Source organism: Congregibacter sp. (assembly GCF_965660375.1).
GTDB lineage: Bacteria > Pseudomonadota > Gammaproteobacteria > Pseudomonadales > Halieaceae > Congregibacter.
In genome coordinates this window covers 1-15,607 of sequence record NZ_CBFHZO010000095.1, presented here as the reverse complement: position 1 = coordinate 15,607, position 15,607 = coordinate 1, and the positions used below count along the sequence as shown (strand labels likewise).

20 protein-coding genes are annotated in these 15,607 nt (G+C 58.9%); 7 read left to right on the top strand and 13 right to left on the bottom strand.

From position 1 onward, the window contains the following. The first annotated feature begins 13 nt into the window (after window positions 1-13). From ftsE to trmB, 5 genes are all read left to right on the top strand, one after another. Window positions 14-691, top strand: coding sequence for a cell division ATP-binding protein FtsE (gene ftsE / locus ACTG3T_RS09015; RefSeq protein ID WP_439101936.1), 678 nt, complete (start codon window positions 14-16; stop codon window positions 689-691). Further along, window positions 681-1,664, top strand: a complete 984-nt coding sequence (gene ftsX, locus ACTG3T_RS09010; protein WP_439101935.1) for a permease-like cell division protein FtsX — start codon at window positions 681-683, stop codon at window positions 1,662-1,664. The genes ftsE and ftsX overlap by 11 nt, the downstream gene beginning before the upstream one ends. A 271-nt stretch (window positions 1,665-1,935) precedes the next feature. Next, window positions 1,936-2,778, top strand: coding sequence for an RNA polymerase sigma factor RpoH (gene rpoH / locus ACTG3T_RS09005; RefSeq protein ID WP_439101962.1), 843 nt, complete (start codon window positions 1,936-1,938; stop codon window positions 2,776-2,778). 39 nt (window positions 2,779-2,817) lie between these two features. After that, window positions 2,818-3,198: a DUF423 domain-containing protein gene (locus tag ACTG3T_RS09000; protein ID WP_439101934.1), complete on the top strand. Its 381-nt coding sequence runs from the start codon at window positions 2,818-2,820 to the stop codon at window positions 3,196-3,198. A 4-nt stretch (window positions 3,199-3,202) separates the two neighbouring features. Continuing rightward, complete coding sequence (gene trmB / locus ACTG3T_RS08995; RefSeq protein WP_439101933.1) at window positions 3,203-3,904, top strand: tRNA (guanosine(46)-N7)-methyltransferase TrmB; 702 nt, start codon at window positions 3,203-3,205, stop codon at window positions 3,902-3,904. Window positions 3,905-3,907: 3 nt separating this feature from the next. On the opposite strand, the gene hemW is transcribed toward trmB, so the two are convergent. From hemW to ACTG3T_RS08955, 8 genes are all read right to left on the bottom strand, one after another. Then, window positions 3,908-5,047 (bottom strand): radical SAM family heme chaperone HemW, encoded by a 1,140-nt coding sequence (gene hemW / locus ACTG3T_RS08990; RefSeq protein WP_439101932.1) that lies wholly within the window; start codon window positions 5,045-5,047, stop codon window positions 3,908-3,910. A gap of 14 nt (window positions 5,048-5,061) precedes the next feature. Continuing rightward, complete coding sequence (rdgB, locus tag ACTG3T_RS08985) at window positions 5,062-5,700, bottom strand: RdgB/HAM1 family non-canonical purine NTP pyrophosphatase (protein WP_439101931.1); 639 nt, start codon at window positions 5,698-5,700, stop codon at window positions 5,062-5,064. Further along, entirely contained in the window at window positions 5,693-6,157 is a 465-nt protein-coding gene (locus tag ACTG3T_RS08980; RefSeq protein ID WP_439101930.1) for a DUF4426 domain-containing protein, read from the bottom strand. Before ACTG3T_RS08980 ends, rdgB begins: the two co-directional genes overlap by 8 nt. A gap of 20 nt (window positions 6,158-6,177) precedes the next feature. Further along, on the bottom strand, window positions 6,178-6,768 hold the full coding sequence (metW, locus tag ACTG3T_RS08975) for a methionine biosynthesis protein MetW (protein WP_439101929.1): 591 nt from the start codon (window positions 6,766-6,768) through the stop codon (window positions 6,178-6,180). Continuing rightward, window positions 6,768-7,898: a homoserine O-succinyltransferase MetX gene (gene metX, locus ACTG3T_RS08970; protein WP_439101928.1), complete on the bottom strand. Its 1,131-nt coding sequence runs from the start codon at window positions 7,896-7,898 to the stop codon at window positions 6,768-6,770. The genes metW and metX overlap by 1 nt, the downstream gene beginning before the upstream one ends. Window positions 7,899-7,913: 15 nt before the next feature. Further along, window positions 7,914-8,501 (bottom strand): YggT family protein, encoded by a 588-nt coding sequence (locus ACTG3T_RS08965; RefSeq protein ID WP_439101927.1) that lies wholly within the window; start codon window positions 8,499-8,501, stop codon window positions 7,914-7,916. Window positions 8,502-8,565: 64 nt separating this feature from the next. Further along, a complete protein-coding gene (proC, locus tag ACTG3T_RS08960; RefSeq protein WP_439101926.1) occupies window positions 8,566-9,384 on the bottom strand; it encodes a pyrroline-5-carboxylate reductase in 819 nt (272 codons plus the stop codon). A gap of 65 nt (window positions 9,385-9,449) precedes the next feature. After that, on the bottom strand, window positions 9,450-10,211 hold the full coding sequence (locus ACTG3T_RS08955) for a YggS family pyridoxal phosphate-dependent enzyme (RefSeq protein ID WP_439101925.1): 762 nt from the start codon (window positions 10,209-10,211) through the stop codon (window positions 9,450-9,452). A 30-nt stretch (window positions 10,212-10,241) separates the two neighbouring features. Between ACTG3T_RS08955 and ACTG3T_RS08950 the strand changes: the two genes are divergently transcribed. Both ACTG3T_RS08950 and ACTG3T_RS08945 read left to right on the top strand, forming a co-directional pair. After that, window positions 10,242-11,276 (top strand): type IV pilus twitching motility protein PilT, encoded by a 1,035-nt coding sequence (locus ACTG3T_RS08950; protein WP_439101924.1) that lies wholly within the window; start codon window positions 10,242-10,244, stop codon window positions 11,274-11,276. Window positions 11,277-11,328: 52 nt separating this feature from the next. After that, window positions 11,329-12,438 (top strand): PilT/PilU family type 4a pilus ATPase, encoded by a 1,110-nt coding sequence (locus tag ACTG3T_RS08945; protein WP_439101923.1) that lies wholly within the window; start codon window positions 11,329-11,331, stop codon window positions 12,436-12,438. Window positions 12,439-12,454: 16 nt separating this feature from the next. On the opposite strand, the gene ruvX is transcribed toward ACTG3T_RS08945, so the two are convergent. The 5 genes from ruvX to ACTG3T_RS08920 all read right to left on the bottom strand — a co-directional run. Next, window positions 12,455-12,883, bottom strand: a complete 429-nt coding sequence (gene ruvX / locus ACTG3T_RS08940; protein ID WP_439101961.1) for a Holliday junction resolvase RuvX — start codon at window positions 12,881-12,883, stop codon at window positions 12,455-12,457. Further along, window positions 12,880-13,449, bottom strand: a complete 570-nt coding sequence (locus ACTG3T_RS08935; protein WP_439101922.1) for a YqgE/AlgH family protein — start codon at window positions 13,447-13,449, stop codon at window positions 12,880-12,882. Before ACTG3T_RS08935 ends, ruvX begins: the two co-directional genes overlap by 4 nt. A gap of 66 nt (window positions 13,450-13,515) precedes the next feature. After that, entirely contained in the window at window positions 13,516-14,367 is an 852-nt protein-coding gene (locus ACTG3T_RS08930) for an energy transducer TonB (protein WP_439101921.1), read from the bottom strand. A gap of 3 nt (window positions 14,368-14,370) precedes the next feature. Then, entirely contained in the window at window positions 14,371-15,327 is a 957-nt protein-coding gene (gene gshB, locus ACTG3T_RS08925; protein ID WP_439101920.1) for a glutathione synthase, read from the bottom strand. Window positions 15,328-15,385: 58 nt separating this feature from the next. Beyond that, window positions 15,386-15,607, bottom strand: a 222-nt coding sequence (locus tag ACTG3T_RS08920) for an RsmE family RNA methyltransferase (protein ID WP_439101919.1), incomplete at its 5' end; no start/stop codon positions are given.

Sequence of the window (15,607 nt, the reverse complement as noted above, 5' to 3'; positions counted from 1 at the left end):
CTATGACAAAACCATGATCAGCTTCGAGCGCGTCAGCAAACGCTACGATAACAGCCATGATGCGCTGCGCGAAGTCAGTTTTTCCATAGACCCCGAAGAGCTGGTGTTTCTCACCGGTCACTCCGGTGCGGGCAAAAGTACCCTGCTGCGTCTCATCATGCTTATGGAACGGCCCAGCCGCGGCCGTGTTGTGGTGGGCGGCGCCGACCTGTCCAAATTCAGCCGGCGCAACATACCCCGGCATCGGCAATCCATAGGTGTGGTGTTTCAAAACCACAAGCTGCTGATGGACAGGCCGGTCTACGATAATGTGGCGCTGCCTCTACAGATCGCGGGGTTTGAATATCGAGATATTGATCGGCGGGTTAACGCTGCTCTGGATAAGGTGGGTCTGCTGGATCGTGTGCAGGCCATGCCCATGAGCCTCTCCGGCGGTGAACAGCAGCGCGTGGGAATCGCCCGTGCGGTGGTAGGGCGTCCCTCCATTCTTCTCGCCGACGAGCCCACGGGTAATCTCGACCCTCAGCTGTCCGCGGAAATCATGCAGCTCTTTGTGGACTTCAGTCAGGTGGGCGTGACGGTACTCATCGCGAGTCACGATCTTGCGCTCATATCCCGCTTGCGCCACCGTATTCTGACCCTGAAAGACGGACGGCTGGTGTCGCCGGGGGTTGCCATCGATGGCCCTTAGAAGCCGCAAAACGGCAGGAGCCGCGGGTAATGCCCGGCCCCGGAGGATTCGCTGGGCGGAGCGTTGGCGCGGCTGGCGCCGCCATCACAGTCAGTCCGCGGCGGAAAGCCTGGCAAAGGTCCTGCAACAGCCGCTGTCCAGTTGCATGACCTGGCTGGTGATCGGGATCGCCATCGCCCTTCCCAGTGGTCTGTGGGTGGTATTGGACAACGTATCGCAGCTGGGCGATCATCTGGAGCGACCGGCGCAGCTGTCGCTGTTTCTCAAGGGCGACGTGCAGGCCAATGACGCTTCCCGGCTGGCGCTGGATCTGGCACTACGCGATGACATCCAAAGCACCGAATTTGTTCACCGCGACGCGGCGCTGGCGGAGTTCGTGGAGCGTTCGGGTATGGGGGAGCTGGCTCAGGGGTTGCCCGAAAATCCGCTACCTCATCTTCTCCTTGTCATCCCCCGGCCCGCAGCGCCGGAGGCGCTCGGTGATTTGCGTGGGGAGCTTGAGGGCCTGCCAGCGGTGGAGGAGGCATTGCTGGATACGCTCTGGCTACAGCGCCTTCAGTCGCTCATGACCCTGGGGCGCAGGGCCGTACAGTTACTGGCGCTGCTCCTCCTCGCCGCGGTGGTGCTGGTACTGGGCAACACCATTCGCCTGGCCATCGAGAGTCGGCGGGACGAGATAGTGATTGTGAAGCTTGTGGGTGGCAGCGACGCCTTCGTGCGACGTCCCCTTCTTTACACGGGACTGTGGTTTGGTCTGGGCGGAGGCGTGGTGGCCGCGTTACTGGTCGCCGCGGGGACCTTTGTTCTCGCGTCGCCGGTGAATGCGCTGTCGGCCGCTTACCAGAGTGCCTTTGTACTTCGGGGCCTTGGTATCGTGGATAGCCTGCAGCTGGTGCTGGTCGGCGCCTTCCTTGGGCTGGGGGGTGCATGGCTGGCCGTAGCCCGGCATCTCACAGCCATAGAGCCCCGCTAATCTCCTGATCCGCAGATATAACAAAATCGTATAAGACGTAGGAAAAAGGGAACTTTTCCGGGTTTAGCAGTCTAATCTCTAGAGTGCTAGAATCCGTGCCCCCGTTATGGAGTAAACCGTGACAACAGCTATGACCAACGCGATGACTAATGCGATGACTAATGCGATGACTAATGCGATGACAACAACGATGACAGCAGGTGCCGCAGGTGATTTCGATAGCTACCTCGGCAATGATGACCTGGGCGATACCGCAGCGTCCGGTAAGCAAATGCTGGCCGTTGATCAGATGGTACCCGGTGCAAACCTCGCTGCCTATGTGCAGGCCGTGGCCAAAGTACCTGTACTCAGCGCTGATCGGGAGCATGAGCTTGCCGAAAAGTTGTTTTACGACGGTGACGTGCAGGCTGCCCGCGAGTTGGTCATGTCTCACCTGCGCTTTGTGGCACACATAGCCCGCAGTTACCGCGGTTACGGTCTGGCGGAAGCGGATCTGATTCAGGAGGGTAACGTGGGCCTCATGAAGGCGGTGAAACGCTTTGACCCCACCAAGGGCGTGCGTCTGGTGTCCTTTGCGGTGCACTGGATCAAGGCTGAAATACACGAATACATTCTGCGTAACTGGCGCATCGTGAAGATCGCCACGACCAAGGCCCAGCGCAAATTGTTCTTCAATCTTCGTGGCGCCAAGAAAAGTCTGGCCTGGTTGAGCGCTGATGAGGCAAAAGCCGTTGCCGACGATCTTGGTGTGGATGTGCAGGAAGTGCATCGCATGGAAGGACGACTGAGCAGCCACGACCTTGCCTTCGACGCGCCGCTAGGGGCTGACGACGAAGAAGGCTGGCAGGCACCGCAGTACTATCTTGAGGATCAGTCCGTAGATCCGGCCACTGATGTCGAGAACAGTGAGTGGCAGGCGGATAGCCAGGCCCAGCTTCACGCAGCTATTGCCGAGCTGGATGAGCGCAGCCGCAATATTCTTGCCCAGCGTTGGCTCACCGACGATAAAGCCACCTTGCATGAGCTGGCCGCAGAATACGACGTGTCCGCGGAGCGGATTCGTCAGCTTGAGCAGGCCGCCATGAAAAAAATCCGCAAGGTGCTGGTTGCTTGAAGGCACTGCGTCCGTGATGCAATAGCGCCGGAGTTTTTTATGGCACAGCTTGGATTTTTCCTGGGAGCCCTGGGTGGCCTGTTAAGCGTCGCCTTTGGTGCTTTTGGTGCCCACGCCCTCCGGGACCGTCTCGACAGCTATTCCCTTGGGGTCTTCGAGACCGCCGTGCAATACCAGTTCTATCACAGCCTCGCGCTCTTGATTGCGGGACTGCTTCTCCTCCAATTTCCTGCCTCCATGCTCCTTAAATCCAGCGTCGTACTCTTTGTGCTCGGGATCCTGGTGTTTTCCGGAAGCCTGTATATTTTGAGTTTAAGTGGCGTGCGCTGGTGGGGCGCGGTGACACCTCTTGGCGGTCTGGCGTTTATCGCGGCCTGGGCCTGTATGGCTGCCGCCGGGTGGCAGCTCCTGGGCCAGTAAGTTTATGACTGATACTCCGCAGCATCCCCGGCGGCGCATCAAAAGCTTTGTATTGAGAGCCGGACGCATGACGGAGGCTCAGCAGCGCGGCTTTGATGAGGGCTGGTCCCAGTGGGGCATCGATTATCGTCCCGAGCTTTTAGACTTCGATGCGCTTTTTGGATGCCCCGGTGAACGGGTATTGGAGATCGGCTTTGGCATGGGCCAGTCGCTGCTGGACATGGCCGCCGCCCGACCCTCAAGCCAGTACCTGGGTGTAGAAGTTCACCGACCCGGTGTAGGGCGACTGCTCCACGGGGTCCAGGAGATGGGCCTCAGCAATGTCCGGGCGATGTGCCACGATGCCGTGGACGTTTTGGAAAACTGTATCGCTCCGGATTCCCTGCAGCGCATTCAGATATTCTTCCCTGATCCCTGGCATAAAAAGCGTCACAACAAGCGTCGTCTTATTCAGCCCGAATTCACTGAGCTTCTGGTCAGCCGCCTGAGCCCCGGGGGAGTCCTGCATCTGGCTACCGACTGGGAACCCTATGCCGAGCATATGCTGGAGGTACTTGATAACTGCCCAGCGCTGGAGAACTGTGGCGAAAACGGCGGCTTTGTGCCCCGCCCTGAAGAGCGGCCCCGTACCAAGTTTGAGCTCCGAGGTCGGCGTTTGGGTCACGGCGTCTGGGATTTACTGTATCGCCGCCCGTCTGAAGACTAGGTTCTAGTCCGGGTCCCCGGGAAAGAAAGCCGCCACCACATCGTCCAGGAAACGTCTTCCCAGCTCAGTGGTGCGCACCTGCTCTCCGTCCAGTGCCAGCAATTCGCGATCCACGAGCCCGTCGATAATATGCCCAATTCGGCTAGCATTGAGACCCGTACGGGCTTCGAAGAGCGTCAGGCTGAATCCTTCGGCGAGGCGCAGGGCATTGAGCACAAACTCCCCCTGGCGATCGGCATCGTCCAGGACCCGTAAACTGCGACGCTCAGTCCCTCCGGTCGCCAGATAGTCACCCGGCTGACGGGTTTTGGCGTAGCGAAAAACCCTGCCTTCCGCCGTACTGAGCTTGCCGTGGGCGCCGGCACCGATGGCCAGGTAGTCGCCGAAGCGCCAGTAGTTGAGATTGTGCTGACACTCCTGCCCCGGCAGCGCCCAGGCCGAAATTTCGTAGCGATGAAAGCCTGCTGATTGAAGAAGACGGCTGCCCTCCTCCTCAAGGCTGCCAAGAATCGAGTCCTCGGGAAGCGTTGGCGGTTGCGAGTAGAAGCGCGTGTTGGGTTCGATGGTGAGTTGATACCAGGACAGATGGGGTGGATTCAGTGCCAGTGCAGAGCGAATATCATCCAGCCCCTGTTCCAGGGTTTGATGCGGGAGACCGTGCATGAGATCGATGTTATAGCTCCTTGCGCCGGACTCTCGGGCCGCCGCCGCGGCGTTGCGCGCCAGGTTGCTATCATGAATGCGGCCCAGGGCATTCAGGGCGCCATCGTTAAAGCTTTGTATGCCCAGGGAAAAGCGCGTGATCCCCGCCTGCGCATAGCCCTTAAGTCGGCCTGCCTCGACGCTCCCGGGGTTGGCTTCCATGGTGACCTCCGCCCCCGGTGCCAGTCCGGCGCTTTGCACCGCATCCATAAGCAGGCTGATTGCTTCGACACTGAACAGGCTGGGCGTGCCCCCACCAATGAAGACGGTTTCTATATCCCGACGCTGATCCGCGATCTCAGCCCGTAAATCGGCGATGAGGGCGTCCACATAGGCCGCTTCGGGTATGTCCGACGCCTCGTGGGAATTGAAATCACAGTAGGGGCACTTACGTTCGCACCAGGGAAGATGCACGTAGAGGCCAAGCTGAGGTGCTTCCATGGACTGGCGCCGACTCAGCCTGCGCCAAGGAGAGTCAGCATCTCGGCGGCGGCCACACCGCGGTGGCTAATGGCGTTTTTGTCGGCGGAGTCCAGCTCCGCCGCACTGAGTCCGTGGCTGGGAACAAAAAACAGCGGGTCATAGCCGAAGCCGCCCTCGCCCTGGGCCTCGCGAAGAATCACGCCTTCCCAGCGACCCTGGGCGATGAGGGGCACGGGGTCCTCCGGGTGCCTCAACAGGACAAGTACGCAATGAAAACGCGCCTGGCGGGCATTGTCTGCCACATCAGACATGGCCCATAGCAGTTTGCTCTTGTTGGCCTCATCATCGCCGTCACTGCCTTCGGCATAGCGGGCCGAGCGCACACCCGGAGCTCCCCGGAGCGCGTCCACCTCTAGCCCGGAGTCGTCGGCCAGCGCCGGTAAGCCTGTCTGCGCCGCCACCGCACGGGCCTTGAGAATGGCATTTTCCACGAAAGTCAGCCCGGTTTCTTCGGCAGGAACGACGGTGAACTCCGATTGAGGCCTCAGATTCACCGGTAAATGGCCGAAGAGTCGCGCAAGTTCTGCGACTTTTCCCTGATTACCACTGGCCACCACGATGTCTCCCGAGAGCCAAGATGGTGCTGACGGAGCTGAGGGTGCATCAGTCATTGATGTACATCTGCTGTTTGAAATCGATGTTCAGGGTTTCTTCAGAACCTTCGGGGGTAAAGCTGATGTCAAAGAAGCGCCACTCGCGATTGATGAATTTGAATTCGCCGATGTAATACAGAGCGGGTCCCTCACGCACTTCAATAAAGTCAAAATCCACCTGGGCCTGGGTGAGGTCCCAGCTCCGTCCATCCAGATTCATTTTTCTGGCCACGGTGCTGCCGTCCTCCAGGTGCTCACGGAGGGAGACGTTGATAATGGCTCGGCGGCTGCCCCGGGCCAGCCCGTACTGCGCGGCCACCTGGGGTTCTATGAACGTGGTATTAACAACACTGTAATGCAGCTCGTAGTCACCGAAGCGCTCAGAAAGCTGTGCCTGGACCGATCCGCAGACGGCGAGACAGAGCACGGACAGGTGGGCTAGCCACCTGAGCGAAAAGGAAGGGAGTTTGTTCATGGGTCGAGCACTCCTGCGAGTCATCGGCTGATGTGGTAGATCGCCGTTGTTGCAAAAAGATTGGGCCAGCGCCGGGCGAGACTCGTACCGCGATCATTGCCCCCGATCATATCCCGCCCGAGAATTTTGATGCCCCGGTGGTCGCAGAGGGTTTCGAAATCCCGCACCGTGCAAAAGTGGATGTTGGGTGTGTCATACCAGCTGTAGGGCATGAATCGCGACACGGGCATGCGTCCCCGGGTAGCCAGGTGCAAACGACTGCGCCATTGCCCGAAATTGGGAAAGGTCACCACGCATTCGCGCCCTACGCGAAGCATCTCCTCCAAAACCTGATCGGGGTATTGCACCGCCTGCAGCGCATGCGCCATGACCACCATGTCAAAACTCTGGTCGGGAAAGTTTGCCAGACCACCATCGAGGTTCTGCTCGATAATATTGAGTCCTCGCCCCATGGCCGCGGTAATCGCATCCGGATCAATTTCGATGCCCATGACCCGGGCACGGCGCTCCTTCTGAATGAGCGCCAGAAACTGCCCGTCTCCGCAGCCCAGATCGAGCACACTGGCCCCGGATTTTATCCAGCGGAGAATGTGAGTAAGGTCCTGGCGCATCAGGCCTGCACCCTTTTCAGATAGGCGTTGAGCACCGCAAGATAGCGGGGTACGGGGAGCAGGAAGGCATCGTGTCCCTCGTCGGCTTCAATTTCCGCGTAGCTCACCGGGCGCTCTGCGGCGAGTAAGCTGTCGACGATCTCCCTTGAGCGCGCTGGAGAAAACCGCCAGTCCGTGGAGAAAGACAGTACCAGATAATCGCAGCTCGCCTTTGCAAACGCGGCAACAGCGTCTCCGCCGTAGGCGGCAGCCAGGTCAAACTGATCGAGGGCGCGGGTCATGAGTACATAGCTGTTGGCGTCGAACACCGAGGAAAACTGCTGCCCCTGATAGCGAAGATAGCTTTCGATCTGAAACTGCGGTGCGCCGTCCTCCGTATCGTCGCCGCTTCCAGGCTGCAGCTCCCGGCCAAAGCGCGAGGCCATAGCATCGTCAGACAGATAGGTGATATGACCCACCATGCGGGCGAGGGCCAGCCCCTGGGTGGGCTGCTTGCCCTCACGAAGATAGTAGCCACCGGAAAAATCCGGATCCGACATGATCGCTCTTCGGGCAATCTCATTAAAGGCAATGTTTTGCGCGCTCAGTTTCATGGCGGCGGCTATTACTACGCAGTGGCGCAGGCGCTCGGGATAGCGCAGGGACCAGGCCATGGCCTGCATGCCGCCGAGGCTGCCTCCCACGACCGCGGCCCAGCAATCAATGCCGAGTCGATCTGCCAAGCGTGCCTGGGCATCTACCCAGTCATCCACCTGGGGCTGGGGAAATTCAGGACCAAAAGCCTTGCCGGTTTTAGGGTTCTCACTTGCAGGGCCCGTGGACCCATGGCAGCCGCCAAGGTTATTGAGCGACACCACAAAAAAACGCCGCGTATCGATGGGTTTCCCCGGGCCGATACAGGCGTCCCACCACCCCGGTTTACGATCTGTTTCACTGTGATAGCCCGCAGCGTGGTGGTGCCCCGAAAGAGCATGGCAAATCAGTAGGGCATTACTAGCCGATTCATTGAGTTCGCCATAGGTTTCAAAAACCAGTTCATAGGCCGGCAGGCTGCCCCCGCCTGCAAAGTGCAGCGGCTCCTCGAAGCGCTCGATGCGGGGACTGACAATGCCAACAGAGCTTTTCTGCACGGTGTATTCCCGGCCTTAGATACCCATCACCAACGCGGGATGGAGCCCCAGGCCCGCGGCAAAATTGCGCAGGGCAATCTGAATAATATTGATGAGGATAAAAAGCAGGATCGGCGAGAAGTCCATGCCACCCATGGCGGGCAACACGCGCCGGAAGGGGGCCATGACCGGTTCGGTAATCTGAAACATAAGGTAGGCGGCGGGGTTGGAGGTGCCTGGCGCAATCCAGCTGAGGATGATCATGCCCAGCAGGGCGAAAAAGTAGATCTTCACCAGCAGGCCAATAACACTCACCGCGGACCAGGCCAGCAGCAGGCTTACCGGCGGTAAACCCACGCCGTTAAGCAGGAGCATGGCGACAATGCCCAGCAGCTGAATCACGATCGCCAACACGAAGGAGGCAAAGTCCAGTCGGCCCCGTGCGGGAATGATGCGCCTCAGAGGCACCACCAGGGGGTTTGTTGCACGTACCAGAAACTGGCATATGGGGTTGTAGAAATCTGCCAGCGACAGCTGCAGTACGAAACGCATGAGCATGATCAGTAGGTAGATGCCCAGAAGTGTCTGAACCAGGTAAATTGTGATTTCGTTAAATGCGTTCATAGTTATCCGCTGTTTATGACGGCCGTTGGCAAATGCAGCTGCGCTCGCCGGTTGTTTGAAAGGCTCAGGAAAATTCCTGCCCCAGCTCCTCGGAACGTGCAGCGCAGGCCTCCATGGCTTGGCTCACCAGTTTGTCCAGGCCACCAGCGCTAAAGGCCTCCACGGCACGCTCGGTGGCGCCGTTGGGACTGCATACCCGGCGCCGCAGCTCTGCGGCATCAAGGTCTCCCTCTGCGAGCATGCGACCGGCACCGATACAGGTTTGGGCACAGAGTGTACGCGCGCTTTCTTCATCCAGACCCATACGTCCGGCCTCGGCAATCATGGCTTCCATAAACTGAAAGAAATATGCCGGGGCGGATCCGGCGACGGCGGTGACCGCGTGGAGCAGCGATTCATCATCGACCCAGCGGACCACGCCTACGGCGCTCATGACCTCTTCTGCGCGCTGGCGATTGGCTTCTCCCACCGATGCCAGGGCGAACAGGCCGCTCGCTCCGGCGCCGATTTGGGAAGGGGTGTTGGGCATACAGCGCACAACATCGCTTTTTGAGCCCAGCCACCGATAAAGGTTATCTGCGGTAACGCCTGCTGCTACTGAAACCACCAGATGATCGTCGCGAATCACTGGTGACAGCTCTTCACAGACGGCCTGAATGAGTTTTGGCTTGACGCCGAGCACCACCACATCAGCGCTCCAGGCAACATCCACGTTGCTGTGGCCGAGCTGTGTGAGTCCGAGGGCTTCAAGCTCCTCGAGGGGCCCCTTGCTCGGGTTGCTGGCGCTCACTGATCGGGGGTCAACGCCGCTGGCGACCAGTCCGCCGATAATGCTGCGTGACATATTACCGGCACCAATAAATGCCGTAGTAAATTCGCTCACGGAAATGCCTTGAATAGCTGTGAATTAAGGCGCGACAGTATACATCCTGGCCACGGGGTGCTTCATCACCGCCGTGCACCGAAGATGGCCGTACCGATGCGCACCATGGTGCTCCCTGCTGCGACTGCAGCCTCCAAATCTGCCGACATACCCATGGACAAGGTATCCAGGGTCGGGTGCTCTCGCCGGGCTTCCTCGAACAAAGCCGCGAGGCTGTCGCAGGCCGCTTTCTGTGCCGCAAAATTTTCAGCGGGTGCGGGGATGGCCATAAGACCCCGCAGGCGAACATTTGGCAACTCTGCGCCCAGGGCCAGAATCGGCGCCAACTGCTGTGGCGCTATGCCGGACTTGCTCTCTTCCCGGGACACGTTGACCTGTATACACACGTTGAGGGGTGCCAACAAGGAGTCTCGCTGTTCGCTTAGGCGGCGGAGGATTTTCTCGCGATCGACGCTGTGCACCCAGTCAAAGTGCGCGGCGATAGGGCGTGTCTTGTTCGATTGAATAGGGCCGATAAAGTGCCAGGTGAGTCCGAGATCTGCACAGCTCTCGATTTTCTCCAGAGCCTCCTGCAGATAATTTTCACCAAAATCTGTCAGGCCGGCGTCCGCTGCCTGGCGCACGGCTTCTGCAGGCCGGGTTTTACTCACAGCCATGACTCTGACGCTGTTCGCAGGGCGCTGGTATTTTTCCACCGCACTACTTACCTGTTGAAGTACCTTTGTTATATTGGCGGCGATAAGATCGTTGTCCATACCGCTATGGTAGCGGAGCTGGCCTGCGGCGACACTATCGCTGCCAGTCGTTTCCACTAGGTCGACGTTCACCAGTCCAAACAGGGAGTGTAGGGGCGGCTTATGGATATTACTGAACTGCTGGCGTTCAGCGCCAAACAGGGTGCTTCGGACTTACACCTCTCCTCCGGATTGCCTCCCATGATTCGTGTCGACGGCGATGTGCGACGCATCAACCTGCCGCCCCTCGAGCACAAGCAGGTGCACGAACTCATCTATGACATCATGAACGATAAGCAGCGCAAGGACTTTGAGGAGTTTCTGGAAACAGATTTCTCCTTCGAAGTTCCCGGTGTGGCGCGTTTCCGTGTGAATGCCTTCAACCAGAATCGCGGTGCTGGCGGCGTGTTCCGGACCATTCCCTCCAAGGTGCTCACCATGGAAGATCTGGGCATGGGACAGGTGTTTCGGGATATCAGCATGATGCCCCGGGGGCTGGTTCTGGTGACGGGGCCGACCGGTTCCGGTAAATCCACAACGCTCGCTGCCATGATCGACTTTATCAACGACCACAAGTACGAGCATATTCTCACCATTGAGGATCCTATCGAATTTGTCCATGAGAGCCGAAAGTGCCTGGTCAACCAGCGGGAAGTACATCGGGATACCCTGGGCTTTGCGGAGGCGCTACGCAGTGCGCTGCGGGAAGACCCGGACATTATTCTTGTGGGCGAGATGCGTGATCTCGAAACCATTCGGCTTGCCCTCACCGCCGCAGAGACGGGTCACCTGGTGTTTGGCACCCTGCACACCACCTCGGCAGCCAAGACCATCGACCGCGTGATTGACGTCTTCCCTGCGGCAGAGAAATCCATGGTTCGCTCCATGCTCTCAGAGTCCCTGCAGGCGGTGGTCTCACAGACATTGATGAAGCGCACCTCCGGGGGCCGCGTGGCGGCTCATGAAATCATGCGCGCCACCTCGGCGATTCGAAACCTTATTCGTGAGGACAAGGTCGCACAGATGTACTCTGCCATCCAGACCGGTCACGCCGTGGGTATGCAGACTATGGATCAAAGTCTCAAGGAACTGGTGGACAAGCGGGTGATTACCCGCGACGTTGCGCGGGAGAAAGCCCGCATGCCGGGGAGTTTCTAAATCACCGTGCGTTCATGGGTACCTGACACCGATGACTGGGGGAGTGTAGCTGATGCAAATTGACGAGCTGTTGGCCAAGATGGTGGAGGCCGGTGCATCGGACGGGTTTATCACTGCACGTGCCGCGCCCTCAATTAAGGTGGATGGAGAAATCCGGTCCGTTGGTAAAGACGGACTCACCGAAGACCAGACACGGTCCATCGTTTTGGAAACCATGTCCCCTTCTCAACAGCAGGAGTTTCTTCGCAATCAGGAGTGCAACTATGCCGTGCACTCCGACAAATTCGGGCGATTCCGCGCCAGCGCTTTTGTGCAGCGGGGACAGCATGGCTTGGTGCTGCGGCGCATCAAGGACGAAATCCCCAAAATTGCGGAGCTGGGTCTACCGCCGATTGTCACAGAGCTCGCCATGGCCAAACGGGGTTTGGTGATGTTTGTCGGGGGGACCGGCACGGGTAAATCGACGTCTCTTGCGGCCATGGTGGGGCATCGCAACCGCAACAGCCGTGGACACATTCTGTCCATTGAGGACCCCATTGAGTTTTTGCACGACCACGCTGGCTGTCTGGTAACCCAGCGGGAAGTGGGGATCGACACGGACACCTTCGAGGCAGGGTTGCAGAATGCCCTGCGTCAGGCGCCCGATGTGATTTTGATTGGCGAGGTCCGGTCAGCGGAAACCATGGCCCAGGCCCTGACCTTCGCGGAAACCGGTCACCTCTGTCTTTGTACCCTCCACGCCAATAACGCCAATCAGGCCATCGACCGCATTTTGAGTTTTTTCCCCGTGGCGCGTCATGACCAGGTGCTTATGGATCTCTCCCTGAACCTCAACGCTATGATCGCGCAGCAGTTGTTGCCCAGGGCAACGGGAGAGGGACGGGTACCCGTGATGGAGCTGCTGCTCAATTCGCCCCTGATTGCCGACCACATCCGTAACGGTCAGATACATCTCATCAAGGAAGTCATGGCCAAGTCGACGGAGCAGGGTATGCAAACACTCGATCAGTCTCTCCTCGCCAGTTACTGTGCCGGCGATGTGACCGCCGAAGAGGCGATTCGCTGTGCGGATTCGGCAAATGAGGTGCGTCTGGGCATCAAGATGTTTGATAAACAGCAGAGCAGCTACGACTACACTGTAGACCTGCTGGTTGATCGCTGAACCTTCGATAGTTGTACTACAGCTTACGCAGCCAGTCCTTTAAGATCAGTTCCGCAGCCAGGTCATCCACGGGGCTTTCGTGATAATCGCCAGAGTGTCCCGCTTCTTTTTGCTGCTGCTTTACTTCAAAACTGCTTAGGCGCTCGTCGACCATCTCTATGGCGATACCCAGACGTCCTTCCAGGCGTCTGGCGAATTTTCGCGCGCGCTGGGCAAACTCACTCACTGTGCCATCCATGTTCAGCGGGTCCCCGATGAGCAGCAGATCCGGTTCCCACTCTTTGCAGAGCGCGGCTATCTCGGTCCAGTTGGGCTGACCATCGCGGGCCTTGAGAATCGCCAGGGGCTGGGTGGTCCCCAGGGCTGAATTGCCCACGGCCACGCCAATCTGGCGCAGTCCATAGTCGAAGGCGAGAACCCGACGGGGAGTGTTGGCAGTGTTCAGGCGTGACCCGCCTCTGCACTCATGAGATTCATATCGATGCCCAGCGCCGCGGCGGCAGCTGCGACCCGGTCCCCGATAGCGGTATGAAAAATGATGCTTTTGTCTGCCGGCAGGGTAAGCCAGCTGTTATTGGCAATTTCTTCTTCCAGCTGGCCGGCAGACCATCCCGCGTAGCCTAGCGCCACCGCAAAATCATCGGGCCCCTCGCCGGCAGCAATGGCAGTGAGTACGTCCCGGGAGGTTGTGAGCTGTACCTCGGGCGTCACCCTTAGCGAAGAGTCCCAGGACTGCTCTCCCCTGGGATGGAGCACAAAACCATGATCGATTTGCACCGGCCCGCCAGCGAGCACGGGCTGGTCGTGGAACGGAGACGCGCAGTCGATCTCCAGATGATCAAAGATTTCACCGAGAGACAGGTCCAGGGGCTGGTTGATCACGATACCCATGGCGCCGGCTTCGCCGTGCTCACAGATATAGGTGATGCTGCCGCTGAAAAGCCCCGAGTCCAGACCTGGCATCGCCAGGAGGAAATGGTCCCGAAGGCTGTCACTGCTTGATACTTTCAAGCGTTTACCTCCTGCGATGCCCTTGAGCAAGTGTCCCGTGCTGAATGGTTTGGCTGCAAAATAACGCTAATTTGAGCTTAGCGGGTTCTGCTCGAATTGCCACGTGCGCACGATCTCCAACTTGTCCGTGGTGGAGCGTAACTCATCAGGAAAGGGCGAGTAGGGGGCGGCAAGACGCACGATGCGCATGGCCGCTTCGTCCAGTACCGCATAGCCTGACGACCGCAAAATCTCGATGCCTTCAAGGCTGCCGTCCTTGCGCACGGTCACCAGCACTTCCAGGCTCCCGTAGATGCCGTAGCGCAGGGACGCCTCCGGGTAGTACTGGTTACCGACACTCTCTACCCGGGAGCGCCAGTCTGCGAGATAGGCGGCATCCACCGCGGCCCGCGCAGATACCGCAGTGAGGCGTCTTACCCGGGGCTGGTTGGAGTATTGCTGGCGCTGCACATTGAGGTCTGCCTGCAACTGGGCAAGCTTCTGTTGCAGGCGGGCGAGCTCCCTCTCAGCTTCCGGGAGGTCTTCAAGGTTTTGCTTCTCACCGCTGCGATCCACGACCTTGCGCTCCCCGCTGCTGGAGGTTATCGCCGGCGCCGCTAGCCTTTCGCGACCCGCATTCGCAGTAGTCTGGCGCTGGGCGCTTTGGGCAATAGCTTGTGGCAAGACGCTTTGCGCACCGGAGGCGCGCTCTCTGAGCGCTTCTGAGCCGCTCCCGGTCTGATCCGCCTGGGCAATATGGTCGGCAGTGACGGGACGTCGGCCAGGAGTTTGAACCAGGGTGACTTCTACCTGGTGGCGCGCTTGCTGACCCCGCCAGACATCAAAGCTCACGCCAAAGATCAGCAGCACGTGGAGCGTGCTGGCGATAAGTACCGCCAGCATGAGTCGGTCGTTGCCATCGGCTACCGCAGTGGTCATTCCCTAGCCGCGGTTTGCCAGGCGTTTTTCGATAGCAATCATGAGTTTGCCGGCAATGTCTGTGTCGTAGGCGGCATCAATTTCCCGGATACAGGTGGGGCTGGTGACATTGATTTCCGTGAGGTAATCACCAATGACATCGAGGCCCACAAAAATGAGCCCTTTTTCCACCAGTGAAGGGCCCACCTGGGCTGCAATCCAAAGATCCCGTTCGGACAGCGGCTGTGCGCGGCCGGACCCGCCGGCAGCAAGGTTGCCACGGGTTTCTCCCTTGATGGGCAGCCGCGCGAGACCGTAGGGAATGGGCTCGCCCTCTATCATGAGAATCCGCTTGTCTCCCTCTTTGATTTCCGGGAGATAGCGCTGCGCCATGATTGTCTGAGTGTTCAGCTCTGTGAGGGTTTCGAGAATGACGTTGAGGTTGGGGTCGTCCTCCTTGACACGGAATATCGACGTACCGCCCATGCCATCCAGGGGCTTGAAGATCACATCACCGTGGGTTTGATGGAAGGCCTTGAGCTGGGCGGTGTCGCCGCTCACCAGCACCGGTGGACAGCAATGGGGAAACTGGGTGGCAAATACTTTTTCGTTGCAGTCACGCAGGGACTGACAGCGATTGACGATAAGTGTGCCCTGACGCTCCGCGGCCTCAAGAATGTAAGTGGCGTAGACGTACTCGTTGTCGAAGGGTGGATCCTTGCGCATGAGGATCACGTCCAGATCCGCCAGGGAGCGATGACTTGCCTCGCCTATTTCGAACCAGTGATCAGGGTCTCGAAACACCTGCAATTCGGCCATGCGACCTAAAGGAGCGCCCTGATCCAGGGAGAGATCGCCAGGCTCCATGTAGTAAAGCGTCCAGCCGCGATCAGCTGCTGCCCACAGCATGGCCATGGTGCTGTCTTTTTTGTAGCTGATGGCGGAGATGGGATCCATCACCACGCCTAATTTGATGCTCATGCCGTTGTCTCGGTGTTTAAACACTCAATCTACGAGAAGCTATCCATGGTCGCAAGCATCACAGGCTGATATCACCCCAACGTCCCTGTGCCAGGGCGAGGCCCACCAGCGGCGCGGTTTCGGTGCGCAGGATGCGCGGTCCCATTTGCAGGGCGCAAAAGCCCTGATCAACTGCAGCCGTGACCTCCTCATCACTGAAGCCCCCTTCCGGTCCCACCAGAAGCGTTAGGGACTTGCAGTTATCCGGTAAGGGGTTGCGATGCGCCTCGGGGTGCAGGAT